A 23924-nucleotide genomic window follows, 5' to 3' on the forward strand; every position below is an offset into this window, starting at 1 on the left:
GCGTGCTTACGCAGCGGCAAGCTCGCCGCCGAGCGCTTTCGCAATTAACGCGCGGGTTTCGGGAATGCCGTACAGCGCGACAAAGGTGCCGAGACGCGGGCCGCGTTCCTGGCCCAGCAAGATCTCATAGATCGCCTGGAACCAATCGAGTTTTACACCGGGGCCGCCGCTGGGGCTGGTCTTGGTCGTGTCCTGATAGCGCGGAAGGGAGCGGCCGACGTCGAGCAGCGCATTCTGGATGGTGTCGCCGTCGGCGTCTGACGGCAAAGCTGCGAGTGCCGCGTCGAGGCTCTTCAGGGCTTCGATCTCAACATCGTCGGGCGCGCGGAACTTCTTCGTCGGCTTGACGAAGTCTTCGTAGTAGCGGATCGCGTAGCCGGCGAGCTTGTCGAGGATCGGTGCGTTCTCGGGCTCGGCGCCCGGCGCGTAGCGGCGCAGGAAGCCCCACAGCACGTCCTTGGTGTGGGCGTGCGATACCGACACCAGATTGAGCAGCAAGCCGAACGTCACCGGAATTTCCGGCTTCGGCGGGCTGCCGGCGTGAATGTGCCAGACCGGATTGTCGATCTGCTGCTTTGAATCCTGCTTCGGGAACGACGACAGGAACTGCAGGTATTCGTCGACTGCGCGCGGGATGACGTCGAAGTAGAGACGCTTGGCGCTGCGTGGCTTCTGATACATGAACAGCGCGAGGCTTTCCGGCGAGGCGTATGTCAGCCATTCGTCGATCGTCAGGCCGTTGCCGCGCGACTTCGAAATCTTCTCGCCCTTGTCGTCGAGGAACAGCTCGTAGACGTAATGCTGAGGAGGCACGCCGCCCAGGATCTCGCAGATTTTATCGTAGATCGGCGCATTGGTCTGATGGTCCTTGCCGAACATTTCGAAGTCGACGCCGAGCGCGACCCACCGCATGCCGAAGTCGGGCTTCCATTGCAGCTTTACGCGGCCGCCGGTGACGGGCAGCGTGACATCCCGGCCGTCTTCGTCGGCGAAGGTGATGGTGCCGTCCTTGGCGTTCACTTCCTTCATAGGCACATAAAGGATGCGACCGCTCGTCGGCGAGATCGGCAGGAAGGGGCTGTACGTTGCCTGCCGTTCCGGGCCAAGCGTCGGCAGCATGACCTTCATGATGGCGTCGTAGCGTTCGACGGCGCGCAGCAGCATGTCGTCGAAGCGTCCGGCCTTGTAGTATTCGGTTGCGCTCGCGAATTCGTATTCGAAGCCGAAGGTATCGAGGAAGCGGCGAAGCATGGCGTTGTTGTGATCGCCGAAGCTTGCGTAGTCGCCGCCGAAGGGATTGGGGACCGTCGTCAGCGGCATCTGCAGATACGGTTCGAGCGCTTTCCGGTCCGGAACGTTTTCCGGAATCTTGCGCATGCCGTCCATATCGTCGGAGAAGCAGAGAAGGCGGGTCTTGCGCTTGCCTTCGGTCAGCGTCTCGAAGGCATGGCGCACCATCGTCGTGCGCGCAACCTCGCCAAACGTGCCGATGTGCGGCAGACCCGAAGGTCCGTAGCCTGTCTCGAACAGGACCGTCTTGGTGTCGCCGCCGGGAATCCTCTCCAGGCGCTTGAGCAGCCGGCGCGCTTCTTCGAAGGGCCAAGCCTTGGAGTCGGCGCTGGCGGTGGACTGCTCGGGCGTGAAGACGAGTGCGGTCATTTGGCTATGGCTGTTCGAATGGTCACGAGATGGCAAAGGTACAAAGGGTGACTTTGCGGCGAAGGCGCGCACCGTAGGTGCACGGGCGGGCAGCGTCAACGCGCCTTCGAAATCTCCGTGACAAATGCCGCAACGGCGTCGGCGGCGGCTGCGAGATTGCCTTTGCGCGTGAAGCCCGACGCGCCACGCGGCCCGAAATCGTGGTCGCCGTCGTCCATCCAGACGAGTGCAATTTTGTTCGAAAGCGGATATTTTTCCACTTCGGCGCGGCTGCCGAATGGGTCGCGTTCGCCCTGAACGATCAGGGCCGGGCAACGAAGATTTTTGAGGTGCTCGGTCCGTAGCTGATCGGGTTTGCCGGGCGGATGGAACGGATAGCCGAGACAGACGAGGCCAGTGATCGCCTTTTTCGCAAAGAGCTCGTCGGCGACGAGGCTCGCGACCCGGCCGCCGAGCGATTTGCCGCCGATCACGAGTGTGGCGCGTGGATACGCGGCGTGGATGGCATCGATGCACGCGCGGTATTCATCGACGAGGACTTCTGCGCGCGGCGGCGGGCGCTTCGGGCCCCCATCGCGACGTCCGGCCATGTAGCCAAACTCGAAGAGCGTGAGCGCCAGGCCGCGTTCGTCCAAGAGAGCAGCCATTGTGTCGAGGAACGGCGAACTTATCCCCGCGCCTGCGCCATGCGCTAAGATCAGTCGCGTGTCGGCTGCAGCGCTTCCGCGGTCGATGCGGAATGCCGGCAGAGCCGACGACGCAGGCTTTTTTACTGTTGCGCCGGGTGATTTTTGAACGCGGGTCATGGTGGTCACGATGCGAAAAGGACGAGCTGATACAGTGCCGGCAGTTGGCGTACCAGCGAAATTACAGGGCGAGGATGTGACAGGCGTGCCGTTGCGCCTTAAAATTGCAGGCTGGGTCTGATTTTCGCCCGAGATTGAGCTAAAGTAAGTGTCATGAGGTAAACGGGGACGAAGCATGAGAGCCGCAAAGGTCTTGGCGCTCGCGGTCGTCTGCGCATTGGCGGCGATCGGTAGTTCGCTGGTTCAGGCATCCGACACGCCGAGTTTGTTTGGTTTCATCCAGCCGTCGCAGGCGGAATCCGCGCAGAATGCTGCGTCCGGACAGAGCGATGACGCAAGCGATGTTCCGTCAGCGCCCGATCCTGGGCATGCAGACGGAGCGCAAGGTTCGACGCTTCCTGCTTTCGTGGCGCGGCCGCACGCGTTGACGCAGTCTGATTCCGAGCCAAGCGAACCGCCGGGTGACGATGCCGAGGCGCCGTCGTCGGATACCGCGGCTCCTGCTGCCGCCAGCACGACGACCGGCTCCGTTTCCGACAAGCCCGAGGCTGCAAGCGCCGCAACGACACCCGCGAAATCGTCGAAGAAGCCGCCGGTTTCGATCAACGTCAAAATCAAAGTTGAGCCGATTCCAGGACTGACGGCACCGAAGAAGCCGACTTGGCCGACATTTGTCGGTGCGAAACAACTGTTCGGGGAAGCCAAGAAGCCTGCGCCGATGGAGGCGCGTTCGATCGGCAGTTATTCGCGTGGATGTCTGGCGGGCGGTGTGCCGTTGCCGATCGACGGTCCGGCGTGGCAGGAAATGCGGCTCTCGCGCAATCGCAACTGGGGCAACCCGGTCTTGATCGCGCTGATCGAACGGTTCGCCAAGGATGCCCAGAAGCTCGACGGTTGGCCGGGCCTGCTGGTCGGCGATATCGCGCAGCCGCGCGGCGGTCCGATGGTGACGGGACATGCCAGCCATCAGATCGGTCTTGATGCCGACTTCTGGCTGACGCCGATGCCCAAGAAACGGCTTACGCGGAAAGAGCGCGAGACGCTGGATGCCACGTCGATGCTGGATGACACCGGATTGAAAGTCGATCCGAAGGTGTTCACGTCGAAGCAGGTGGCGCTCATCAAGCGCGCAGCGTCATATCCGGAGGTTGAGCGGATTTTCGTACATCCGGCGATCAAGAAGGCGCTGTGCGAGCGGGCGGGAACAGATCGTGCGTGGCTCGGCAAAGTGCGGCCGTGGTACGGCCATTACTATCACTTCCATATGCGCATCAAATGTCCGCCGGGCTCTGCAGGATGTACGCCGCAAGTGCCACCCACCGGCGACGATGGATGCGGCAAGGAAGTGACGCAGTGGCTGGCGAAGGTTATTCCGGCAAAGGGGCCGCCAGCGCCGCGTCCGCCTGGGCCGCCAAGGGCGCCGAGCCCGCCGATCATGCTTTCGGATTTGCCGAAGGAGTGTCAGGCGGTACTGGCTTCCGGGCCTGATCCGATCAAAATTCCGACCGCTGCCCTGATGACGAGGGTGCAGGTGAAGAAAGCGCTGGCAAAGGCTGCTGCCGTGAATATGGCTCTCTACAAGGCGTCGACTGCCGGAGGTGCCAAGGGGTCACCCGCGGAACTCGCGAAGAGCCCGGCGCTGCGTCCGCATATGCATAAATCTGCGACAGCCGATCCGAAGTAGGCCGGACGTCATCCCCGTTTGTGCCGGGAGGCCATTTCGATCATCGCGCTCCTGCGGGCGAGACAACATGATGGTGGGCGGTGGCGAAGTTTGTGAGCGTACTCGCAACAACGTCATGCCGACGGAGGTCGGCACCCAGGCAAGCATCAGCTCGCGTCGTCTTTCGACTTGTCTGGACCCCGGCCTGCGCCGGGATGACGTTGGAATAGCGACTAGGCGGACTTAGCCCTTTACTTCCGCCGATGCTGCGTCAGAAGCGGGCATCGGGCAGGAGACGCCCGTACCCTTCAGGCCGCAGTAGCCGTGGGGGATCTTCGCCAGGTACTGCTGGTGATAATCCTCAGCCAGATAGACCGGCGGCGCAGGCTGGATCTCCGTCGTGATCGCACCGTAGCCCTTGCCGGCGATCGCAGCCTCATAGGCCTTCTTCGAAGCCTCAGCCGCTGCAAACTGCTCGGGCGTGGTGGTGTAGATCGCCGACCGGTACTGAGTGCCGACGTCGTTGCCCTGACGGAAGCCCTGGGTCGGATCGTGCGCTTCCCAGAACGTCTTCAGCAGCGTCTCGTAGGAAATGACCTTCGGGTCATAGACGACGACAACAACTTCGGCGTGGCCGGTCGCGCCGGTGCAAACCTCCTCGTAGGTCGCATTCGGCGTGTAGCCGCCCGCGTATCCGACGGCGGTGATCCAGATGCCGTCACCCAACTGCCAGAACAGGCGTTCGGCGCCCCAGAAACAGCCGAGCCCGAAAATCGCGACTTCCAGGCCGGCCGGGTAGGGGCCATGCAGCGGGCGCGAAAAGAGATAGTGCTCGGCATTGGCGGAGAGGATCGCGGTCGGACGGCCCTTCGGGGCGGTCTCGGCGGTCGGCATGACGACGCGCTTACGTGCGAACATGGATTAGCTCCTTTTTATCGTTGGGGTGGATGCCCCAGTATACGACGGCCGTTCCCCGTTCGTTTCAGAAGGCCTGCAAATTCGCTTCCGGGTGCAAATGGCGCGCTGGTTGCGGGCTTCAATAGTCGTTGGCGAAAATTCGAATCCGGCGGCGCGGGCGACCGAGAAAGCCGCAGGCGATGGCCAGCAGCAGGAAGATCATCGTCGCCGGAAGCGACAGGACCGAGGTCAGCACCGGATCCCAGCCAACCGGCCCGGTTATGCGGGTGACCGTACGCTCCAGGGCTGACACGAACGCCGGAGCAAGGTTGTGAAGGTGCTGCAACAGCGAGATTGCGCCTTCGCCGTCGCTTCGAGGCCGCGAAACGTCGGCGGCGAAGGAGATGAGGGTGAAGAGGGCGAACAGCGCGGCGAGAAAGCGCAGCATGAGGCGCGGGCGGGATTCGGGGTTCACGAAGCCTGCGACCAAGGCAATCAGCAGCGCGGCGGCGGCGACGCGCAGCAGCCACGCCGTCGGCTGTTCGCCCGAGGTGTACCAAAGCCAACCGTAAACGGCCGCCGAAGCGGCTGCCAAAGCTGAAAAGACCTTGAGAAGCGTGGAGCTGGTCATAGGTGGCAGTTGCTCATGAGCCAGCGCCAGTTTTGCGGCCCCTGCGGCCCAGCGTCAAGCTGGGGAAAATCATTTCAGGGTGCCGTTGCGCTCGGGATGCGGATGCGTATAGTGCGCCCCTTCCACGAACCGGACGGAGAGATGGCCGAGTGGTTGAAGGCGCACGCCTGGAACGCGTGTAGGCTCGCAAGGGTCTCGTGGGTTCGAATCCCACTCTCTCCGCCAATTTGACGTCCCGCTGCATCCCATTAGTCTCCTTCGCTTATTGATTTTTCCAGCAAACACGGGCATTATACGTCCCGTTCCGTCCCACTGTGTCCTACTGCATCCAAGAAAATTGTAGGTATCCGCGTTGGTGTTGGGGTCGGAAGTACCAACAGCCGAGAGGCGGATAGCATGCCATTGACCGATGCCGCGATCCGGGCGGCCAAACCCGGACCCTCACCTTTCAAGATTAGTGACGGCGGCGGGCTGCACCTGCTCGTCCAAACCGGCGGCACGAAGCTTTGGCGGCTCGCCTACCGCTTCGCTGGAAAACAGAAGACGTTGGCGATGGGTGTCTACCCGACGATTGCTCTCGCAAAGGCGCGAGAGGGCCGGGAGAAGGCGAAGCGGTTGTTGGCCGATGGCATCGACCCCGCTGCTCAGAAGCGGCGGGACAAGATCGCCGCAAAGGTTTCCGCCGACGCGACGTTCAGATCGATCGCTCTCGAATACATTGCCGATCGCCGCCACGCTTTGACGCCACTATACGCGGACCAAATCCTGAGACGGTTGGAAGCCGACATCTTCCCGGCGCTGGGAAATAGGCCGATCGCGGACATTGATGCTCCCGAACTCCTCGAGACGCTGCGCAAGGTTGAGAAGCGCGGAGCACTAGAACAGGCAAAGCGCTTGCGTCAGACGTGCGGTCAAATCTTTCGCTACGCCGTCGTCACGAGCCGCGCCAAGCATGATCCATCGGCTGCGCTCAAGGGCGCCTTGAAGCCGAAAGGGCGGCAACGGCATCACAAGCCGATGCCCCGGCATGATTTGCCCGGATTTCTGCGCACGATCGATGACTATTACGGCGAGCCGCGAACGGGTCTTGCGCTCCGCTTGATCGTGCTGACGATGGTGCGAACGACCGAGCTACGTGCGGGGCGCTGGGAAGAATTTGAAAATCTCGACGGCGACGAGCCGCTATGGCGCATTCCCGCCGAGCGGATGAAGGCCCGCTTCGAACATCTCGTGCCATTGTCGCGCCAAGCGGTGGCCGCACTCAACGAGTTGCGTGCGATGCCCGGCGCCAAGGCGGAAGGCTTTCTGTTTCCGTCTCCGTCAAAACAAGGCTGCATGTCGAATAACTGCATGCTCTACGCACTTTATCGCCTCGGCTATCACGGCCGCGCAACGATTCATGGTTTTAGAGGCGTTGCCTCGACACTGCTGAACGAAGCTGGGTTCGATGACGATTGGATCGAAAAACAGCTTGCGCACGATGAACGGGACGAGACGCGCGCTGCTTACAATGCTGCGGAATATTTGGCAGGTCGCCGCTCGATGCTGCAGTGGTGGGCCGATTGGCTTGAGCAGATCAAAGTGACCGGCCGAATTGTGGTGCTCGCTCGCGAGGTGGCGGCATGACCGAGTGGGACGCTGCTGAACAGTTGCGAAGATTAAGAAGCCTCACCGGACCAATCTTCGCTGATGTCGCAGACATCGAGCGGCTTTATGTCAAGATCAACGCCACCGTAAAAGGTCACGTTGAATCTCTGCAATTCGACGAGCTTATGGCCGATCAGCCGGCCATCTTTTATGCCGAGAGGATGAATCTGAGTGAAATTATTCTCCAAGCCTCGCAGGGCATCGCGCGCTCACCGTGGGCGCTCGATGATGAGTGCAAAGCTTTATTCGGTCTCACTGTCACTGAGTTTGCCTCTCGCCTGCGGCAACTCTCCGAAATATCGACACAAGCAACCGAAGATTTTAGGCGGCAGAATATCAGAAAGTGCAAACCGAGGGATGCTGGCATTGATCGGTTGATAATGGACCTTGCCCGCATCTATTTCGAGGGCTGCAAGGCTACTCCGATACTTCGCCGAAAGAACGGACAGGCAATAGTTTCTGAGAGCTTCTGTGATCTTTTGCGCGCAACCTACGATGTGCTTCCTAACGCGTTGCATTTTAGATCATATGACAAAGAAGCCTTCATTCAGCGGGCCAAACGGATGGCTTCCAAGATTGAGCAACGCGTTGAGGCATACCGTCCCATTTTTTACCGTGATAGTGCCGTAAGATAGTATCAACAAAACGAACCATACTTATCGACTTCGCTTTTTTCTTTGCCGTCCCGCATCGTCCCCTTCGTACCCATTACTGATGGAGGGACGAATGCGAAAAGACGATATCGAAGCACCTGAATTTTACCGCCCTCTCGAAGGCGCGCGCATTTTCGGGCTCAACCGCACCCAAGTATACGACGCGATGAAGAACGGCTTACTGCCCTACCGCGAGTTCGGGCGTGGGCGGCTGATCGCGCGCACTGATTTTCTGGCTTTGATCCGCGATCGGCCTGTCATCAGGCGCGGCCAACAGACGGAGGCCGCGTGATCATGGTCGCGACTTGCATCGATCTCGACGACATTGGCCGAGGCCGCTTCGATGCCTTCCTCGGCCGCGACAAGATCGTCAGCGGATCCAAACAACCCGCGCTCGATGCCTGCCGCGTCCTGAAGGCGCTGGGTATAACCGGGACCCTGGAAGTGTTTCACGCCGGTTCCAGCGTCGTCGCCATGCGACTGGATATCGAGCGCGCCGCCGGGCTGACGGTCATCGAAAGCGTGAAGTACGGACCGAAGTTCGCGCCTTGGCATCCCTATGACCCGGCGACCCACGAAAAGGCGATTGGCGCATCAGCGTCAGAGCAAGGAGCGGCTTTCCCATGATCGCCGCTACCAACCTACCCGAAAGTCACGACGCCCGTCTGCGCTTCGACGTCAGATGCACAAAAGGAAACAACCACCGGCTGGCACCGATGGCTGTCAAAATTCGCTCAATCCAATCCAACTTAGACGGCGCGATGAATTTAGTCTGTGTCGCGCTTAACTGCAAGGTTTTTGCAGGTGCCGTCTCGATCCTTGAAAGGGACCGACATGGCACATCTCAAATCCGTACCTGACGAAGCGCGGTTAGCATCCGACATCCTTCAGCATCCCGTGTCGCTGCTGCTCGGCAATTCAACGATCGCCACGCTCGATCGCGTCGCCGACCGAGCGCTGCCGCTCCTATCGGTCGACGAAGCCCGCACGCTACGCCTCTGTTCCGCGGCCGTGATGTTCGCCGAACAGGTCTCGCGAGAAGTCGAGGATCCCCGCTTTGCTCATGAGTTTGCGTGTCTTTTGGAGGCCGCTGCTCATGGATGACCTCGCTCTGCAGGAGCCTCTTTCCGCCGATTACAGCGACTTCGGCGAGGAGTTCGAGCGCCTCATGCTGAAAGAGCTTGCGGATGTCACACAAGGCCGGGAGGCAAAAGATGTTGGACACTAAACAAGCCTCCGACGTGCGGCATTCGCTCGATGAAATCGATGAGGCGAATGTACGGACCGGCTTTCGTCTGGCCCGATCTTTGGCCCTACAGAACGCAGCGTTGGACAATCGGCTTCCGCCGGCATGCGTCCGCGTGATGGCGGCACTCTCGTATTTCATGAACGATAAGACCATGCGAGCGTGGCCGGGATACGATCTGCTCGCTGAAGTCACGGGCTACACCTACGACGTGATCGATCGTTCGATCAGGAAATTGAAGGCCACCGGTTACCTTCGGACGAAGCGACACGCGCCAATCACCGGCGGCCGTGCTCTTGTCCATTATGGCTATGGCAGAATTGATCCTGAATTTCTCGACCACTTGATCGCGGATGCCGTCGCCAAGATCAACGAGCGAAAAGCTGACCCCGACCAAAATGTCAGAGTGAACCCCACCCCGATCAAAAAGTCAGGGTCAGAAAAGCTGACTCCGACTTTTTCGTCCCTTTCTGACTCTGACTTTTTGAGCCGACAGGAACCTATAAAAAATAGGAACCCAATAAGTGAAGTAAGTCTTGCGAACTTTGGTTCGCACACCCCGGAAACAACGCTCCTTGTCATTGATGCTGGAAAGCCAGCGAAGCGCAAAGCTCGGGCTACTGGCAAGCGCCCTTGGGATTGGGTGCACGAGAGCGAGAGAGAGCGCCTAGGCGAAATTTGCAAAGCTTACGCCGCAGAACGTGGCTGGCCGTCAGGACATCTCCGAGAACGCCTCGTTGCTTTCGATAACCATCAGCGCATCCACAAATCCGTTAGTGCCGATTGGGAAGCATCGCTCCTGCAATGGCTCGGGGACCCGCGGTTTCAGCCACGGTCGAGCCGTAGCGCTGGGCGCAAAGGCTTCGCTGAAATAGCTGCCGAACAATTTGGTCTTGACGGAGATCTCTGATGGCTTTCGGAAAAACCACGCTGCCTGCCATCAAACCTCAATCAGTAACGCTGATGCCCGAGAACGGTTCGGCTATCGTTCCTACTGATCGGCCGCAAGCCGCTGTCACCCGCGCCGCAGTGGAGCTTTTAACCGCGTCCCCGACGACGGGAATGACGGAGGCAGACAAGCGCGTACTACTCGGTCTTTACATCAAAGCTGTCGCAGGTTTCGCTTTGGCCGTGGCCTTGTGGACATTGGACTGGCTTGTCTTTCACAATCCTAGGAATACTCGCAGCTTCGCGAGTTTGCCGACTGTACAGGACGTCCGTGAAGCCTGCGCGCTAACCGATCGACTGTGGCGGCGCTGGGTTGTTTGGTACTGGCTCGGTGGCAAGTGGGCAGAGACGCCCACTGATGAATTTCTAAAAAAGAACAACGGCGATCTGCTAGAGCGGTATTCCGCAGCTCGACAATTCGGCGATCCTAGTGAGCCTGGCTGCATCGTCCCTCGTGATCTGCAGATCATTTACCTTCGCGAAGAGATCGAGCGCCAACTTCCCGATATCGAAGCGGCGGACGATCGAACGCGCCAAGGCTATAGTGACGCGTTACTTTTGACGCGACCCGACGACGTTCTGGATCGAATGCCAGAAGAGGCATTCCCCCCAGGTGTGCTTGAGAAAATCCACAAAATCCGAGCTGACAGAGCCGAGCGCGCTCGCAGGGCAGCCGAGCACGAAGCGTACCTCAATTCCCTTCCTGAAGACGTGCGCGCCGTTCGCTCGACCGTAGCCTACTCGAAAGATCGATCGGGTTGGACAGAAGATCAGATCATGACTGAAACGCATAATCGTCTTTCACTCGTGGTCGCGGCGAAGGCCGAAGTAGAGGCAAGGGGTGATACGTTTTTCCGATACGATTTCGAGGACGGCGAAACGTACTTCGCGCCCCGAACATACGGGAGAGCCGAGAGAGACGCCGAGGACCGAGCGCGTGCTCTCCGGCGAACGTCTATGAGCAGATAACGCCATCCCATTTCGATGAGGACAACAATGAACCCAATCGAACAAACAACGAGAGCGGCGTTGGCCGCCTTTGCTGAGCACTTCGGCCGACAGCCCGACGAGAGCGAAGCGCTGCTCTTGGCCGCTGCGATCTCGGATTTCTACGGCATCTCTAACCCGACGAGGAGGCATTGACCGTGGCACTGGACGAACGAAGCGAAAAGATCATTGCGGCGGTAAAGGATGAGATCCGCACTCTGCTCTTTGAAAAGGCTGAGCGTATCGAGCGCATCAATGATCTGATCATGCGTGGCGTCGGCCTCTTCACCACCAAGCACGGGCGGTTTCCCACGCGAGCCGAAATCGATCAGATCGGCGAGACCGTCTTGGAACTCGTGAACGAGCACAACAAACATGGAAAGGCGGTGCACTGATGGGAGCTTTTATTCTACCGGATGGCCAGATGACAGAATTTGCCGACGAGGACTTCGAGATTGCCGCCGTCGAAATGGGTGCACCGCCTCATTTGCTCAAGACGATCGCGCGCGAAATCAGGCTCGAATTGAACAAGCACGGCGGCATCAATTGCGACGAGAAAACGGGAGACCAGATCTTTCTGGCTGTTGCGCGTCGCTACGGCCTCTGTGATGACTCTGATCTCCCGCCCGAAGATCGAACGAATTAAGGACCCGCATCACATGGCAAAACCGCCCCGCTTGAAAAGCTTGCCGCCACGGTTGGCAACTCTGCCGTCACGCTTATCCGCAGCGCCCAAGCCTGCCGCGACGCGACAGGAACGCGAACGGAACCGCCTCAACGAGCGCGAGGGCGCCGTCGCGTGTCGCGCCTGGTATCACAGCTCCCGTTGGCAACGGCTGCGTTTGGAAATTTTTAAGCGCGATCTGTACGTCTGCCAAGCCACAGGTATCATTCTAGGCGGAACTCATCCCGCTCCCAATTCTCCGGTATGCGACCATAAAATCCCGCACAACGGCGACCCCGAGTTATTCTGGTCGCCGAGCAATCTTTGGACGGTCAGTAAGCATTTCCACGACAGCAAAAAGCAGGCGCTCGAGAAGGGCGACCAGACGGCTGCGATCCATCCGAAATGGTTATCCCCGTCCATCATACCGCTCACCATTGTGTGCGGCCCGCCGGCATCAGGGAAGTCAACCTACGTTCGCCAACACGCCGGCAGCAAAGACTTGGTCATCGACCTCGATGTCATCGCCTCGCAGATCTCAGGTGAGCCTCAGCACGCCTGGGACCGCACCCGATGGCTCAATGCGGCGCTGTACTTCCGCAATGACATGATCGGCGGCCTATCCCGTCCATCCGACTACGAGGTCGCCTGGCTGATCGTCGCTGAGCCTAACGCCAACCATCGGCAATTCTGGGCCACGGCCCTACAGCCTCAACGCATCGTCGTCTTAGAGACCGACGCAGCCACATGCCTTGCCAATGCTGGCAGGGATGAGGGCCGCGATCTGGAGCGGACACAGGCCGTCGTCAGTGCGTGGTGGCAAGACTATGAGCGACGGACTGGTGATGAGCGCATTGCGTGGCCGTGGCCGACGCCGTGACCAGGGGGGGGGAGTTGCAAATGCACAGAGCGGCGTTTCTTTCGCACCCGCGTCCCAAATATTCGCAGATTTTTTTCCCGCCTCTGAAAAATAAATCAAACGGCGACGTGAAATCAAACGGCCAAGCCACGAAATTTAAAAGAGATTTTCTCCTTTTGAAAAATCCAAAGACGAGCCGAAATCAAAATTCAGTACGCAGCGCACGCATCTGCGTACCAGGCGCGTACCTTCGGGGGAAAACCGATGGCAACTGACCTCGTCAAAACCGCGATCTCACTGCCCGAAGACACCCGCCGATCGCAGAGCCGCGAACGCGTGACCCGCCATCGACGTCGTCGCCATGCCGGGGAATTCTGCATCACCCTTCAGCTTCCGGCCGCAGAGACCGAGGATGTTTTGATTGAACTCGGCTTCCTTTCCGCAGCGCTTGCCGACGACCGGACGGCCGTTCGTGATGCTCTCGAACGGTTCGTGCGCGGCGCGATCCTCGGCGGAGCATCATCGCTGTAACGCGTTTCAAACTCGTCCTTCGCGTTCGCGTACAATGATTTGCAGAATTGTTGTCGGGGGAATGGATGCACGGCCAAATCCTGTCGGATGCCGAGATCGTCGAGATTCATAATCTCATGGTCGAACAGTGGAAAGCCGCGGGCCATGCGCCTGATGCGCTCCGAGATCCGCAACGGCGCGGTGAATTCACGATCAACCTCGCTCGGGCGATAGAGAACGCCATATTGCAACGCGTGGCACCCGAGATGGCGCACCAGGAGATCAACTAAAATGGACCGCGCTTATTCCAGACTTACGATCAAACGCGTCTCAGAAGATGACCGGATCATCGAAGGTATCGCCACAACGCCTTCCGTCGATCGCCAAGGCGATGTCGTAGAGCCATTAGGCGGCAAATTTAAGGTGCCGCTGCCGATGCTGTTGGATCACGATTCACGCCAGGCAGTCGGGCAAGTCATTGAAGCACGAGCCACGTCGGCGGGCATCGAATTTCGCGCGCGCATTGCGAAGATAGCAGAGCCCGGCGCAGCAAAAGATCTCGTTGATTCGACGTGGCAACTTATCAAGGCGCAGCTTCGCGGCGCCGTATCGATCGGCTTCCGATCATTGCCGGACGGGGTTGAAATTATGCCGAATGGCGGCGTCCGTTGGAAGTCTTGGGAGTGGTTGGAGTTGAGCTTGGTTTCAATTCCGGCAAACGCCGATGCCAGGATATTCTCAGCAAAATCTATGTCCGATGCCACCCGCGAAATTGCAAAATACGATCGGCTTGGTTTGCGTGGGACTGTCGATGTGATGCGTTCAGCCGGCAAAAAGGGGCGCATCATCAAGCTGACAGAGGCTCAAACAAGCGTGAAAGCGCAGCCGAGAACTTTGCGCCTTACAGAGCGCGAAAAGCTAGAAATCGCGATGGTGAAAGAGCAATTGGCATCGCAACGGCGGCGAGCAGCGGCTGGCGTTACAAGCTGCGTAGTGCGTTTGACTGCAGAAGAGCTTCGCCGCGCGCGACGGGGACGGTGACATGCGGTTCGCCCGTCGCTGGGAGCATCGCGACGTGGCATACCTGCCGGGCGGGTTTGAGCGAATGGCCCGCCCGGTGGGGTTAGACGAATGCGAGGGAGCGCTCATCGATGAGCTTCGACGGTAAGGCTTTCGGGGAAGAGGTTGTCGCAGCTGTAAGGGCGCTCGTTGACCGCGACCTCGGACAAATTCTTGATCGGCTGCAACGGGTCGAGGGGCGTTTAGATCGGATTGATCAGCGGATTGACGCCGTGGCCTTGCGCGGCGTTCCGGCTGTAGACGAAAGCGCGATCGTTGCTCGGGTAATCGATGCCGTGAGGCCTTACGTCGATGTCCGAGTTCAAGAAGCCTTTGCCGAGATCCCGATGCTTAGCGCGGAAGCCGTTCGGCCATTGGTCGAACAGGAAGTTTGCGAGGCAGTTGAGCGCCTGAAGCGCGAAAAGACTGCGAACCGCCTCGTTGCTTCGATGGTGATCAATCGCTCAGGAATGCTCATCGCCCAGACCGACGACGGCGAGTATCGCAATCTGGGCGCCGTAGCTGAGCCACAATCGGAGGCTCATTGGTTCGACGAGGCGATCACACTTGGTGTGAAGGCTCTGCCGGCGCCGGCCATGCGAGGGGGATCTGATGCCGCCAGCCGTCCGTCGCACGCTTGAAAATCAGGTCTTGAGATTTCTTTGCGCCGCGAGTGCAGCGGTGATTTTACTGGCAAGCTGGCCGCGTTGAGGGCTCCACCTACTTTCGCCGGCACGTCAGCCGATTCTCTGACATGCTGCGTGGAAGTCTTCTGTTGCGCGGCAGATCTTACCTCGTCGAGGAGCGATTAATCTCGCTGCCCTACCCTCGCGCGGCGCTAACCACAGATATCCATATCTAGATGGGGCACATCAGCGTAGGATGGTTCGCGTTGGAAAGCTTTGGTCTCTCAATAACCGAAGTTGGATAGCTAGCACACGAAGGCTAGACTATGTCCCGGTGAATGCATTTCCATTCTGATTACTACTATTTCGCTGTGATTAAGGGGAATTCGAACCGAACAACAAGAGCGTTTCCTGGATTTGTCATGCAGGCTCGGTCGCTGGATCGTGTTGGATTGGAAAATAGATGATTCATTGGAAGCCGATTGCAGAATACGTAGAGCCCAATTGGGTAAAGCTCGGTACGGTCTTACCGCCGTCTCTCTTTTGGCGCCCAAACAAGGGGGCGACGCTCGGTTATATTAGGGATGGAGAACTCTTCGATCTGAAATGGATCTATGTCTCTGATGCGAACAAAGTAACTGACTTTTCGATCGTGAATGAGCCTAGCGATAACATTACGACCCTGAACGTTGCTCGATTGGGCGGACCACAAAAAGGCTGACACTCGGCTCCAAACTGCATTGTGTGTTTTCCCAAACCCCTTCAGCCGATTTTTCTTCTCAGCCGCCATTTCACGGGTCTCTCCGATAGAAGCGGATGGGCGATAGAAAGTTCAGAGTATGCAGCATCGCGGCATCGATTTCTCAGTAAAACCCATAGGACCTACGGAATGGCATTGGCGATGGATCGTCTATCGACGCCAGCCTCAAGGCTCAATGGCTTTGGGCGAGGTTATGGGGACCAGCGAAGACGCCATAGCCGTCTGTAAGAGCGAGATCGATAAGGGTCTCGATGGGGAAGGCCGTCAAGACAAAGCGAAATCCAGAAGCGTAACGCCGCTATAATGAGCGTTTTGAAGTCGCTCCACAGACGACCCTTCGCACTCCTGGGTTTTGTCAGAATGGGAGCCATTCGGACGACAGAAGCACCACCGTTCCGGCAATCCCGGCCACTACGATGGAAACCGATAGGCTTTTTAACGAGTAGATGGAGCGCTGCCCCGTGGCATCGCGGGCAGATTCTGTTGTGTCGTTCGATTTAGGATCCGTTCGAGCCATCACGGCAATCGCAGTATGGAGCGACTGGGCTTTGTCCTTTGCCGGACGTTAGCAGGTCTGACGACAGCTGGGGCCGCTCCTTCAGATTTAAGTTCGCGGCGGAGCCTTTCGAACTTTTCATCGTACCTCGTCTTTTTCGATAACCTGATCGCGCGAGCGCGATCGGTGAACTCACCGATGTTCATGTTAGCCTTTTTGTCTAGAGTAATGGCGCGCCAAACTCATTTGGCCTGCGCACTCAGATGCGGACATTGGCCGCCAACATAACTATAACAGATTTCAAATGATCTTGTTCCTTTAATTTTAAAGAACGAGCGACCGAGAGCGCACTGAACGCCAATCTTCATCGTTATGTTTTGAACATTTCACTGGAACAACCTTCACAACCAAGATGTTGACTAAGTATCGCCTGTGCAATGGCTCAGGCTTCCAGGTCCATGCATATCCATCGCGCTTCGCAATATCCATAACCGCGTGTTGGTCGTTACACCCAAAACATCGAACGTGTGATCGAGCGCGTTGTCTGCGAAATTCTTGTGCTCGGGCTCTAAGCGTTCCATCGATCGCCGTCACGAGGACGTTGACACCGCCTTGCGAGGCTATTTTAGTGTCGCCGAAAGCGGAACTGAGCCATGCGCGCACGGCGAATTGTGCAGACCGGTGCATTTGACCCGGAAGACGTGGAGCGTCTTCAGACGGCGTTAGAGGCTGCGTGGCTGCAGGTGGAAGAGTCCGTGTCCCAGAGAGAACGTGAAGCCGCACGCGAGCACCTTGCAACGGTTGTCGTCTCCGCCGGAAACGTATCCGATCTTGACGCCGAAGAGCTTGCGACCGTCGCCGTTCGAACATTCTTATCCATTCGCGCAAGCACGCAGTCACCGCCCTGACTTTTGGGAAACGCCTCACATCCGCCACACACATGTTATCATGTGTAAATTGCATGACGCGCTGGGCATGATAGAAAAAGCCATCTGCAATGCATGTTGAGAATCAACGGATGGTCAAGAACCTGCCCCCGTCGCGGCAAGAGCGTGTGCAAATATCAATCTGGATCAGCCCGGAACTTCGCGCAGCCATGAAGGTCACGACGGCGGAAAATCAAACGAGCCTGCAAGATGCCATCGAGGGATTTTGCGAAACCTACGCCGCAGCGGCACTGAAGCGGATGCGTCGAAAGTCTCTGGATTGATCCTCCACCCGAGAGAGACGACATGGAAAAGCATTCACGTCGAAATGCAATAGCACTGATGGCCGGCGCTGTTCCTGCTCTTGCCTCAACCGTTCCAGTGATCGCAACCGTAAGCGGTGCGAATGCGGGATCCGTTGCCATTGATGGGCCGGACGAGTATTCGCCTAAGATAGCCGCGGCGTTTGCAAAGTGGCAGGCGCTCGTCCAGGACTATAGAGAGGCGGAAGCCGCCATCCACACGGCCTATGATAGATACGCCGCCATCAAACCGGAAATTCCGGCCGAGCTTCTGACTGGCCGCGCCGCGAAATTCTGCTCGCATGGCGGAATCAACCTTATCGGGATTGAGCGAGAAGCGGTACGCTATCCGTCAGACCCGGGACTGGCGCATGCCGTCGAGGTCGCGCGTCAGTGCCGCAGGGCTACTGATGCGGCAGCTGAGAAGGTGGGGCTAAAGGCATTCGATGATGCTGCAGCTGAAGCTTCGGAGGCAGAGAGTGACGAGTTTCTCGTCTTCCTTTCTGTGCCGCCCGTAACAAGGGCCGACGTTGGGCTGCAAGCCAAGCACCTGAAGGAATGGCTTCTCCAATGCTCCAACGAACGGCCGGTGGAGGCGTGGCTTGAAGCTCTGACGGGCACGACTTGGCCAAACGAAACGGATGACGCATCGGATGTGGAGGTCGCTCATGTCTGATCAACAATGGCCCGAGTTCCACCGCTGGTACGAACTCACGATGGAAGAACAGCGCATCTATGCCGAAGAAGACGAGTGTGACCGCGATCGACTGCTTGACGCGGTAGACGAAGAACGAGGACCGCTCGAGCGAGCAATGCGGAGCCGCACACCTCAGAACCTGCAGCAACTTGGCATGCTTGCAGTGATCGAACTCCGATATGCCGACAAGCGCGATGATGCCGATATTCCCTATACCGGCTTTCTCGCGTTCGGCATCTCGGAGCGAGCCGCGCATTTGACCGAAGGGGTGTTGAAACTGGCAATAACGCAAAATCTTTTGCCGGGCGTTGTTATTCACGGAGGCTTTTGACCGTCGTCTGCCTTTGAGGACAACAAAAAAGCCCGGCCATTGCTGACCGGGCTTCTATCGTTGCGAGAATGTTACGCCGACATCCGTGCGCGCTGGCTGTAGTCGTAGGCCGTGCTCACTGGCAATTCCGGGAATTGAGCTTTGATCTCTCCCCCGGATGGTGCCCGGCCGTGCTTTTCTCGGAATGCTTCCGAAAAGTTCACAACCGTTTTATCGGCTTTCCGACCCCTGCGGCGCCCGCCTTTCGGAGGGACTGGTGTATTTCCCGGAATTTCTGATTTCCCGGAAACCGACGCATCGTTGGCCGGAACCGGGACGGAGCGTTCCGGGATTTCCGGGCGGCTGGCCTCAGCCTTCCGAGAAGTCCGGAAGGCAAAGCCGAACGCTACGATCGAACCGACTTCGAAGAACAGGGTCGTTGCGAACGGCATCAGCAAGACGAGCGCCGCAACGATCTGATCTTTCGTCCCAGGTACGTGCAAGAGCATGGCGATCTCTGCCATGGCTACCGCTTTCGCGTTGACGGGCTTCTGAGGGCCAAGGGCGGCGATCTCGCGTTCGAGCTGTTCGATCACGATCTCAACGTCTTTGGCGTTCCGCTGCCAGTCTCGGCAGTTGCGGCCGCAGCCACGCTTGCCGGTCTCTTTCTGAACCTGATCGTCCGCGTAGGCTTTGCGGGCCTTGGCTGCCTCCAGGTCTTCGTTTTTCTCGACGATCTTTTTGTTGGTGTCTTCGACCGAGAGCGTTGTGGTGCCCTGGGCCTCCGCTTGGCGCCCGACCGATGAATAGACGACGAGAGCGGTACCGGAGAGGAACAGTACAAGAAAGCCGATCGCCGCGAAGACATGACGGGCGCGAGCTGCGTCCACCATGAGATGGCCGGCGGTGATCGTGCCGAACACTGTCAAAATCGTGAGCCACTGTCCTGACTGCCACTGCGTCGGAGAGGTCAGGTCTTTGTCCAGGAGGATCGTGAGGCCTCCGATTGCAAACGCCACGCCTGCTACGAGAGCGAGGGCGCGGCCGTCTTTGAGGAAGTTGTTCATCGGCCGATCTCCTCGGCCAACATGCTGACGGTGATCCACAGTCCAGCCGCGACGAATGCCGCAAGCGGGACAAGAATGCCAATTAGTGCTATGTCATTCATAGTTTTGATCCTGGTGATATCAGGGTTGGGACAAGGCCTCGTTCGGTGTTTGCTGCACCGTCCGGGGCCGCTTTGTTTCTGATGGGTCTCATCAGGTGGCGCGTGACGCCACGAGGCCGGGCAAAGCTTCGCCACTGGCCTTTCGACCTTTTCATCGCTTCGCCGGTCGTCTCTGAGTATCCCCGTTCCGCTTCGCGGCGCCCGTTTTGGCGTCTCTTGCTTGGCGTCTCAGTTCGGGTAGAGGCCTGCACAATGCGTCTTAATACCATTAATATAATAACATAATTAGCGCATGTCAAGAAGGCTTGACTGAATTATTTTATTAGAATAATTATTGTGCATGGAAAACGTGAGCCAGGAAATGTCAGAAGTACCGCGTAGGGGACGACCGCCATCAGGCCGAAAGACCGTCTATCAGGTTGCGTTAGACGATGATCCGCACGGAGAGACCATTGCCAAGATCGCGGAGGCAGAGGGCAAATCCACAAGCGCCGTTATCCGCGAGCTTGTTATCGAGGGACTTGGACGCAGAAGGCGCAACCGATGAATGACAATTCTGAACTGCACCGGGCTATTGAGAAGTTCAAGCGTGGCGGTGGCCAATACGAAGACGCGCTCAAAGTTTTGAGCGGGGCCTACATTGCGAAAACGCGGGACGCTGAGGTCGTTGCCAACGTCCAGCATAAGCTCGCGGCGAAGGCTCTCAAAAAGGGCAACTGATGGGCGACCTCTTGAGAGCCTGCGATGACCTCGCGTTAGTCCGCATAGACGGTGACGACCTGATGCGCTGGGCAGCCACCGCTAGGCGCTTGGAAGCCGTCAGCCCTGTCGTTTCGGCAACGGTCAACAGTCTCCACGGAAACCGTTGTCACGGAAGCTTGGCGCGATGTGCCGATGCAGCTAGATTTGCCGCTGAGATCGCCGACGAGCCAGAGCGAACAATCGCTATCGCTCTCGCCGAGGATTTCGAACGGCACGCGATGCAAGGGCACTGACGGGGCAATGTTTTTCAGGAGCGCAGCCAAGGCCCGAGATCCTGCCCCGGACTACCGGCCCGTGCCCCTGGCCCCGGTACCCGGCCCGACACCCTGCCCCGCCTCGCCGGCCTCACCCCCTGGCACCCCTGGCCCAGGTACCCGGCCCGAGGCCCTGGCCCGGCACCCTGCCGCGGGAAGCCATGCCACATCGCGCGGAAAGCCGTCTAGGAGGCCCGCCACGATCTTTCGGCTATGCCGCGAACCGGCAAACCCGGCTCGCCTGCAGGCCGCGAAATTCCTTCGGATCTTGCGTGAAACAATTCCGGAGGCGACAGGCTGCTGGCTGATTGTGAGCGACCTCGCGAAGTCATACCGAGAGATAGCTGCGCAAGAAGGATGGCCCGTGTTGCGCTGGGCTGAGATCGGCTGCGAGCTTGCGAAGCTCACTCCGCGAAAAACGATCAAGCTGAACCGCAAAAAGCATGTGGCATACCGCCTGCGCTAGACGGTTTGTTGGTTTCATCGTTGGTCTCGCGCTTTCCGTCCATACCTTATGGCATTGATGTAGCTATTATTTCATGCTGCAATATGAGCGACACTCTCCCGCCATTGTTGTCAGAAGTGCCGTTTTGACGACGATTAGCTTCCTCTGGTGTTCCTCCATATTCCCCACCCGCTTTCGTAACGCGGCGGAGCTTCGAGCCGTGAACGGTCACTTGGTTCTATAAGGCTGACATATATTACCCGGATACAATTGACGAAGGTATTTCGTCCGGGTATTAATGGCGCGGGCGTCTGGGCAAGCGCGACACGTTCGATTTCCTAAACAGCCCCTGCGGGTCAACGATTGCTGTCTTCTGGTTTGTTGCCGGAGGTGGCCATCGCGGTCGCGCGGTCAGCGATACATCCCATTCAAGGAACCGCCATGAGCAGAACCGACTCGACATCGTATCTCGAACCGACACAGGCCGCGGGGCGCCAGTTCGTGCAGCGCGATCTTTCCGGCCCCGTCGTCATGCTCAATCTGCTGAGGTTCAGGGATGTCGCCGATTATTCAGGCCACCCTGAACTGGCGCCTGCTGTGCCGATCAGCGGTGCACGAGCATTCGATCGCTACGTTGAGCATACGCTGCCCTTCTTGCGCGAAAGCGGGGGCGATATCTTGTTTCTCGCCAAGGGCGGCGCCTTCCTGATCGGCCCCGCCGACGAACGGTGGGATCTGGCAATGCTGGTCCGGCAGGCCAGTGTTGCTTCGTTTCTCTCCTTCGCCGCCCATGCAGGGTATCTCGCGGGGCTTGGCCATCGCTCGGCAGCGGTGGAGGATTCCCGCCTACTCCCGCTATCGGAAATGCCATGTCGCACGCCTGCTGAGGGAATGCAGGCATGAATACAATAATGGCCAACGGCATTGAACTCGCCTGGGACAGTTTTGGCGATGCCGACGCCGAAGCATTCCTGCTGAGCGTGCCGAAGGAATTTCGAGGAGTCGATAGGCGAAACGCTGTTGGGGACGGGCGACCGCCGCGCGTCACACGCCCGTCCCTTCACATCGAATCTTATGGCTGCGGCCTAGGCGTTTCTACCGTACTGGGCGGGAGTATCGGGTAGGTGACTTGGGGTTGCTCGCCCGTCAGCGACTCCAGGAACGAGGTGATGTTGCTAATTTCCGCGTCCGTGAGGTGTTGGCCGAGTTGGCTTGTGCCCATGACAGCAACTGCCTGACGAAGATCCCATGATTTCCCCGTATGGAAATATGGCATTGTCAGCGCAACATTACGGAGCGGCGGGACGCGAAAGACATATTCATCGCTGACCGTGTGCGTGACTTGGAAGCGCCCCTTATCATCAGGCGGCAGGAAATCAGCACCTGGTTTTTCGACTACGCCAAAGGGCGCATACATTTGCCCGCCGACATTTATGCCCGCATGACAGGACGAGCATCCCTTGCTCATGAAGAGCTGCAAACCTTCTTTTTGCTCTGGAGTAAGCGCTGCTTCATCGCCTCGCAAATACTTGTCGAAGGGAGCATTGGGGGTGATCAGCGTCGCTTCAAAGGCCGCAATCGCGGTTGCGACGTTGGACATCGTAATGCGATCGGCGTCAGTAGCGAAGGCCGCTTCAAAAAGCTTGCTGTAGCCAGGAATTCCTTTCAACATTTGAATAGCGTGTTCGGGGGTGATGCCCATCTCGATTGGATTCTGGATCGGCCCACCAGCTTGGGCTTTCAAGTCAGCGGCGCGGCCATCCCAAAATTGCGCGACGTTAAATACTGCATTCAAAACTGTGGGTGCATTTCGGCCGCCGTGTTGCCATTTGTGCCCAATCGAGTTTGGAAGCATGTCGACGCCTCCAAGCCCAATTTGATGGCAGGTGTTGCAGCTGATGTTATGACTTTGCGAAAGGCGCGGATCGAAATAGAGAGCTTTGCCGAGGTCCACCATCGCTGGCGTAGAGACAATGCCTTTAATCACTGGCGGGGTGAGAGGAATAGGAGCGAAGGTGGCTTGGGCCTGCTTCATGAGAGGGTCATCGGCAGCATCCACCGACATCGCGACCGCAGAAGTCGCGACCACTGTCAGAATTGTAAATAGTCGCATGCGCTTCTCCTTCTCGCCAACCCCCGCGAACAAAAAACTAACGCATCAACCATTGATGGACTTGATTTCGCGCAATTGGAATTATCGGTCAGGATGACCGCGCGAGGTGATTCAGAAATCACCCTTCGCAGCAGCTATCCCCGAGGACAACTGCTGCCCACGAAGCATTGACGGTCACACTCGTTTTCTTCCCGTTATCATGGCTTTGATCAAATTTTCCCCGTGCTCGACGCTGGCAAAGATGACGCCGACTACATGCAAAGCGACAAGTCCGAGCGCTAAAGTAAGCGAGGCCCTCTTGCACCTCCTCCATCGGCTTGATCGATCACGCCATCGTTGGGGTCGCCGCTGCTTTGGCGGCTTCGAATTGACGGACGGCGTCGACAGCGTGGGCGGCATACATCACTGAGGGGCCAGCGCCCATATAGATCGCCATGCCGAGGGTTTCGAAGATTTCAGCATCGGTCGCTCCTTGAGCGACGGCCGCTTTGGCATGGAAGGCGATACAATCTTCACACCGGACGGCGACGCCGATCGCGAGAGCGATTAGCTCCTTGGTTTTGGTATCGAGGGCGTCAGCCTTGGCCGCGGCCTGAGCGATGGCGCCGAAGCCTTTCATCACGTCAGGTGCGCCAGCGCGAAGTTCTTTCAAGGTGGCGCTGACGTTTTTCGTGATCTCCATATAGTCGGTTTTCATGTCCGTCCGTTCCTCATTGGCTAACGCACAAAATCGCCGTGTGTGAGGGAGCCGCTATGATGTGCGTCAAGGTCCGTCATCAGCAGGGTTCGCCTCGACGAATTCAAACCGGCGGTGCTATTAGAAATCGACTAACCAT

The 23924-nt window shown here is 58.3% G+C and carries 32 protein-coding genes, 1 tRNA gene and 1 pseudogene; 25 read left to right on the forward strand and 9 right to left on the reverse strand.

The window, feature by feature from the left end:
• Positions 1-6: 6 nt before the first annotated feature.
• Together HYPMC_RS03750 and HYPMC_RS03755 are read right to left on the reverse strand one after the other, a co-directional pair.
• Positions 7-1659: a lysine--tRNA ligase gene (locus tag HYPMC_RS03750; protein ID WP_013946459.1), complete on the reverse strand. Its 1653-nt coding sequence runs from the start codon at positions 1657-1659 to the stop codon at positions 7-9.
• Positions 1660-1754: 95 nt separating this feature from the next.
• Positions 1755-2465 (reverse strand): alpha/beta family hydrolase, encoded by a 711-nt coding sequence (locus HYPMC_RS03755; protein ID WP_013946460.1) that lies wholly within the window; start codon positions 2463-2465, stop codon positions 1755-1757.
• A gap of 175 nt (positions 2466-2640) precedes the next feature.
• On the opposite strand from HYPMC_RS03755, the gene mepA reads away from it, so the two are divergent.
• Positions 2641-4149, forward strand: coding sequence for a penicillin-insensitive murein endopeptidase (gene mepA / locus HYPMC_RS24625; RefSeq protein ID WP_013946461.1), 1509 nt, complete (start codon positions 2641-2643; stop codon positions 4147-4149).
• 222 nt (positions 4150-4371) lie between these two features.
• Here mepA and msrA read toward each other — a convergent pair whose 3' ends face one another.
• Both msrA and HYPMC_RS03770 read right to left on the reverse strand, forming a co-directional pair.
• On the reverse strand, positions 4372-5046 hold the full coding sequence (msrA, locus tag HYPMC_RS03765; RefSeq protein ID WP_013946462.1) for a peptide-methionine (S)-S-oxide reductase MsrA: 675 nt from the start codon (positions 5044-5046) through the stop codon (positions 4372-4374).
• Between the two features lie 118 nt (positions 5047-5164).
• Positions 5165-5656, reverse strand: coding sequence for a hypothetical protein (locus tag HYPMC_RS03770; RefSeq protein WP_013946463.1), 492 nt, complete (start codon positions 5654-5656; stop codon positions 5165-5167).
• A 135-nt stretch (positions 5657-5791) separates the two neighbouring features.
• Between HYPMC_RS03770 and HYPMC_RS03775 the strand changes: the two genes are divergently transcribed.
• The 21 genes from HYPMC_RS03775 to HYPMC_RS03875 all read left to right on the forward strand — a co-directional run bounded on the left by HYPMC_RS03775 (position 5792) and on the right by HYPMC_RS03875 (position 18367).
• Positions 5792-5881 (forward strand) — tRNA-Ser (locus HYPMC_RS03775).
• A 171-nt stretch (positions 5882-6052) separates the two neighbouring features.
• The gene (locus tag HYPMC_RS03780) at positions 6053-7282 is read left to right on the forward strand and encodes an integrase arm-type DNA-binding domain-containing protein (protein WP_013946465.1); all 1230 of its coding nucleotides are present in this window, start codon (positions 6053-6055) and stop codon (positions 7280-7282) included.
• Positions 7279-7938 carry a hypothetical protein gene (locus HYPMC_RS03785; protein ID WP_013946466.1) on the forward strand — a complete coding sequence of 220 codons (660 nt, stop codon included), beginning with the start codon at positions 7279-7281 and terminating at the stop codon, positions 7936-7938. The genes HYPMC_RS03780 and HYPMC_RS03785 overlap by 4 nt, the downstream gene beginning before the upstream one ends.
• 91 nt (positions 7939-8029) lie before the next feature.
• On the forward strand, positions 8030-8248 hold the full coding sequence (locus tag HYPMC_RS03790) for a helix-turn-helix domain-containing protein (protein WP_013946467.1): 219 nt from the start codon (positions 8030-8032) through the stop codon (positions 8246-8248).
• A 2-nt stretch (positions 8249-8250) separates the two neighbouring features.
• Complete coding sequence (locus HYPMC_RS03795) at positions 8251-8583, forward strand: hypothetical protein (RefSeq protein WP_013946468.1); 333 nt, start codon at positions 8251-8253, stop codon at positions 8581-8583.
• A gap of 207 nt (positions 8584-8790) precedes the next feature.
• The gene (locus HYPMC_RS03800; protein WP_013946470.1) at positions 8791-9060 is read left to right on the forward strand and encodes a hypothetical protein; all 270 of its coding nucleotides are present in this window, start codon (positions 8791-8793) and stop codon (positions 9058-9060) included.
• The gene (locus tag HYPMC_RS24850; RefSeq protein ID WP_013946471.1) at positions 9053-9184 is read left to right on the forward strand and encodes a hypothetical protein; all 132 of its coding nucleotides are present in this window, start codon (positions 9053-9055) and stop codon (positions 9182-9184) included. The genes HYPMC_RS03800 and HYPMC_RS24850 overlap by 8 nt, the downstream gene beginning before the upstream one ends.
• Complete coding sequence (locus HYPMC_RS03805) at positions 9171-10112, forward strand: hypothetical protein (protein ID WP_013946472.1); 942 nt, start codon at positions 9171-9173, stop codon at positions 10110-10112. The genes HYPMC_RS24850 and HYPMC_RS03805 overlap by 14 nt, the downstream gene beginning before the upstream one ends.
• Positions 10112-11119, forward strand: coding sequence for a hypothetical protein (locus tag HYPMC_RS03810; protein WP_013946473.1), 1008 nt, complete (start codon positions 10112-10114; stop codon positions 11117-11119). Before HYPMC_RS03805 ends, HYPMC_RS03810 begins: the two co-directional genes overlap by 1 nt.
• Positions 11120-11146: 27 nt before the next feature.
• Positions 11147-11293 carry a hypothetical protein gene (locus tag HYPMC_RS24080; RefSeq protein ID WP_157135390.1) on the forward strand — a complete coding sequence of 49 codons (147 nt, stop codon included), beginning with the start codon at positions 11147-11149 and terminating at the stop codon, positions 11291-11293.
• A gap of 2 nt (positions 11294-11295) precedes the next feature.
• On the forward strand, positions 11296-11532 hold the full coding sequence (locus HYPMC_RS03815; protein ID WP_041299686.1) for a hypothetical protein: 237 nt from the start codon (positions 11296-11298) through the stop codon (positions 11530-11532).
• A 29-nt stretch (positions 11533-11561) separates the two neighbouring features.
• Positions 11562-11783: a hypothetical protein gene (locus tag HYPMC_RS03820; RefSeq protein ID WP_041299688.1), complete on the forward strand. Its 222-nt coding sequence runs from the start codon at positions 11562-11564 to the stop codon at positions 11781-11783.
• Positions 11784-11796: 13 nt separating this feature from the next.
• Positions 11797-12681 (forward strand): AAA family ATPase, encoded by an 885-nt coding sequence (locus HYPMC_RS24085; protein ID WP_013946476.1) that lies wholly within the window; start codon positions 11797-11799, stop codon positions 12679-12681.
• Positions 12682-12924: 243 nt separating this feature from the next.
• Positions 12925-13191 (forward strand): hypothetical protein, encoded by a 267-nt coding sequence (locus tag HYPMC_RS03835; RefSeq protein ID WP_013946477.1) that lies wholly within the window; start codon positions 12925-12927, stop codon positions 13189-13191.
• A 65-nt stretch (positions 13192-13256) separates the two neighbouring features.
• Positions 13257-13460, forward strand: coding sequence for a hypothetical protein (locus tag HYPMC_RS03840; protein ID WP_013946478.1), 204 nt, complete (start codon positions 13257-13259; stop codon positions 13458-13460).
• Position 13461: 1 nt separating this feature from the next.
• Complete coding sequence (locus tag HYPMC_RS23085) at positions 13462-14211, forward strand: HK97 family phage prohead protease (protein WP_013946479.1); 750 nt, start codon at positions 13462-13464, stop codon at positions 14209-14211.
• Between the two features lie 110 nt (positions 14212-14321).
• Complete coding sequence (locus HYPMC_RS03850) at positions 14322-14870, forward strand: hypothetical protein (RefSeq protein WP_013946480.1); 549 nt, start codon at positions 14322-14324, stop codon at positions 14868-14870.
• A 1894-nt stretch (positions 14871-16764) separates the two neighbouring features.
• On the forward strand, positions 16765-17019 hold the full coding sequence (locus tag HYPMC_RS03860; RefSeq protein ID WP_013946482.1) for a hypothetical protein: 255 nt from the start codon (positions 16765-16767) through the stop codon (positions 17017-17019).
• A gap of 89 nt (positions 17020-17108) precedes the next feature.
• On the forward strand, positions 17109-17321 hold the full coding sequence (locus tag HYPMC_RS03865; RefSeq protein ID WP_157135391.1) for a hypothetical protein: 213 nt from the start codon (positions 17109-17111) through the stop codon (positions 17319-17321).
• 22 nt (positions 17322-17343) lie between these two features.
• Positions 17344-18015: a hypothetical protein gene (locus tag HYPMC_RS03870; RefSeq protein ID WP_013946484.1), complete on the forward strand. Its 672-nt coding sequence runs from the start codon at positions 17344-17346 to the stop codon at positions 18013-18015.
• Positions 18008-18367 (forward strand): hypothetical protein, encoded by a 360-nt coding sequence (locus HYPMC_RS03875; protein WP_013946485.1) that lies wholly within the window; start codon positions 18008-18010, stop codon positions 18365-18367. The genes HYPMC_RS03870 and HYPMC_RS03875 overlap by 8 nt, the downstream gene beginning before the upstream one ends.
• A 71-nt stretch (positions 18368-18438) precedes the next feature.
• Here the strand turns inward: HYPMC_RS03875 and HYPMC_RS03880 are convergent, their stop codons facing one another.
• Positions 18439-19413: a hypothetical protein gene (locus tag HYPMC_RS03880; RefSeq protein ID WP_013946486.1), complete on the reverse strand. Its 975-nt coding sequence runs from the start codon at positions 19411-19413 to the stop codon at positions 18439-18441.
• A gap of 462 nt (positions 19414-19875) precedes the next feature.
• On the opposite strand from HYPMC_RS03880, the gene HYPMC_RS24970 reads away from it, so the two are divergent.
• Both HYPMC_RS24970 and HYPMC_RS24440 read left to right on the forward strand, forming a co-directional pair.
• Positions 19876-20061: a ribbon-helix-helix protein, CopG family gene (locus HYPMC_RS24970; RefSeq protein ID WP_013946487.1), complete on the forward strand. Its 186-nt coding sequence runs from the start codon at positions 19876-19878 to the stop codon at positions 20059-20061.
• Positions 20058-20234: a hypothetical protein gene (locus HYPMC_RS24440; RefSeq protein ID WP_013946488.1), complete on the forward strand. Its 177-nt coding sequence runs from the start codon at positions 20058-20060 to the stop codon at positions 20232-20234. The genes HYPMC_RS24970 and HYPMC_RS24440 overlap by 4 nt, the downstream gene beginning before the upstream one ends.
• A 35-nt stretch (positions 20235-20269) precedes the next feature.
• Here HYPMC_RS24440 and HYPMC_RS03890 read toward each other — a convergent pair whose 3' ends face one another.
• Positions 20270-20539 carry a hypothetical protein gene (locus tag HYPMC_RS03890; RefSeq protein WP_013946489.1) on the reverse strand — a complete coding sequence of 90 codons (270 nt, stop codon included), beginning with the start codon at positions 20537-20539 and terminating at the stop codon, positions 20270-20272.
• Between the two features lie 877 nt (positions 20540-21416).
• Between HYPMC_RS03890 and HYPMC_RS03900 the strand changes: the two genes are divergently transcribed.
• The gene (locus tag HYPMC_RS03900) at positions 21417-21878 is read left to right on the forward strand and encodes a hypothetical protein (protein WP_013946490.1); all 462 of its coding nucleotides are present in this window, start codon (positions 21417-21419) and stop codon (positions 21876-21878) included.
• Positions 21879-22047: 169 nt separating this feature from the next.
• Here the strand turns inward: HYPMC_RS03900 and HYPMC_RS03905 are convergent, their stop codons facing one another.
• From HYPMC_RS03905 to HYPMC_RS03910, 3 genes and pseudogenes are all read right to left on the reverse strand, one after another.
• A complete protein-coding gene (locus HYPMC_RS03905) occupies positions 22048-23088 on the reverse strand; it encodes a cytochrome-c peroxidase (RefSeq protein ID WP_013946491.1) in 1041 nt (346 codons plus the stop codon).
• A 174-nt stretch (positions 23089-23262) separates the two neighbouring features.
• Positions 23263-23370 (reverse strand): annotated as a pseudogene (locus tag HYPMC_RS24630) (cytochrome B); the annotation flags it as partial.
• 43 nt (positions 23371-23413) lie between these two features.
• Complete coding sequence (locus HYPMC_RS03910) at positions 23414-23785, reverse strand: carboxymuconolactone decarboxylase family protein (protein ID WP_013946492.1); 372 nt, start codon at positions 23783-23785, stop codon at positions 23414-23416.
• Between the last annotated feature and the right edge of the window lie 139 nt (positions 23786-23924).

Origin of the sequence: Hyphomicrobium sp. MC1 (genome assembly GCF_000253295.1) — a bacterium.
In the GTDB taxonomy this organism is placed as follows: Bacteria; Pseudomonadota; Alphaproteobacteria; order Rhizobiales; family Hyphomicrobiaceae; genus Hyphomicrobium_B.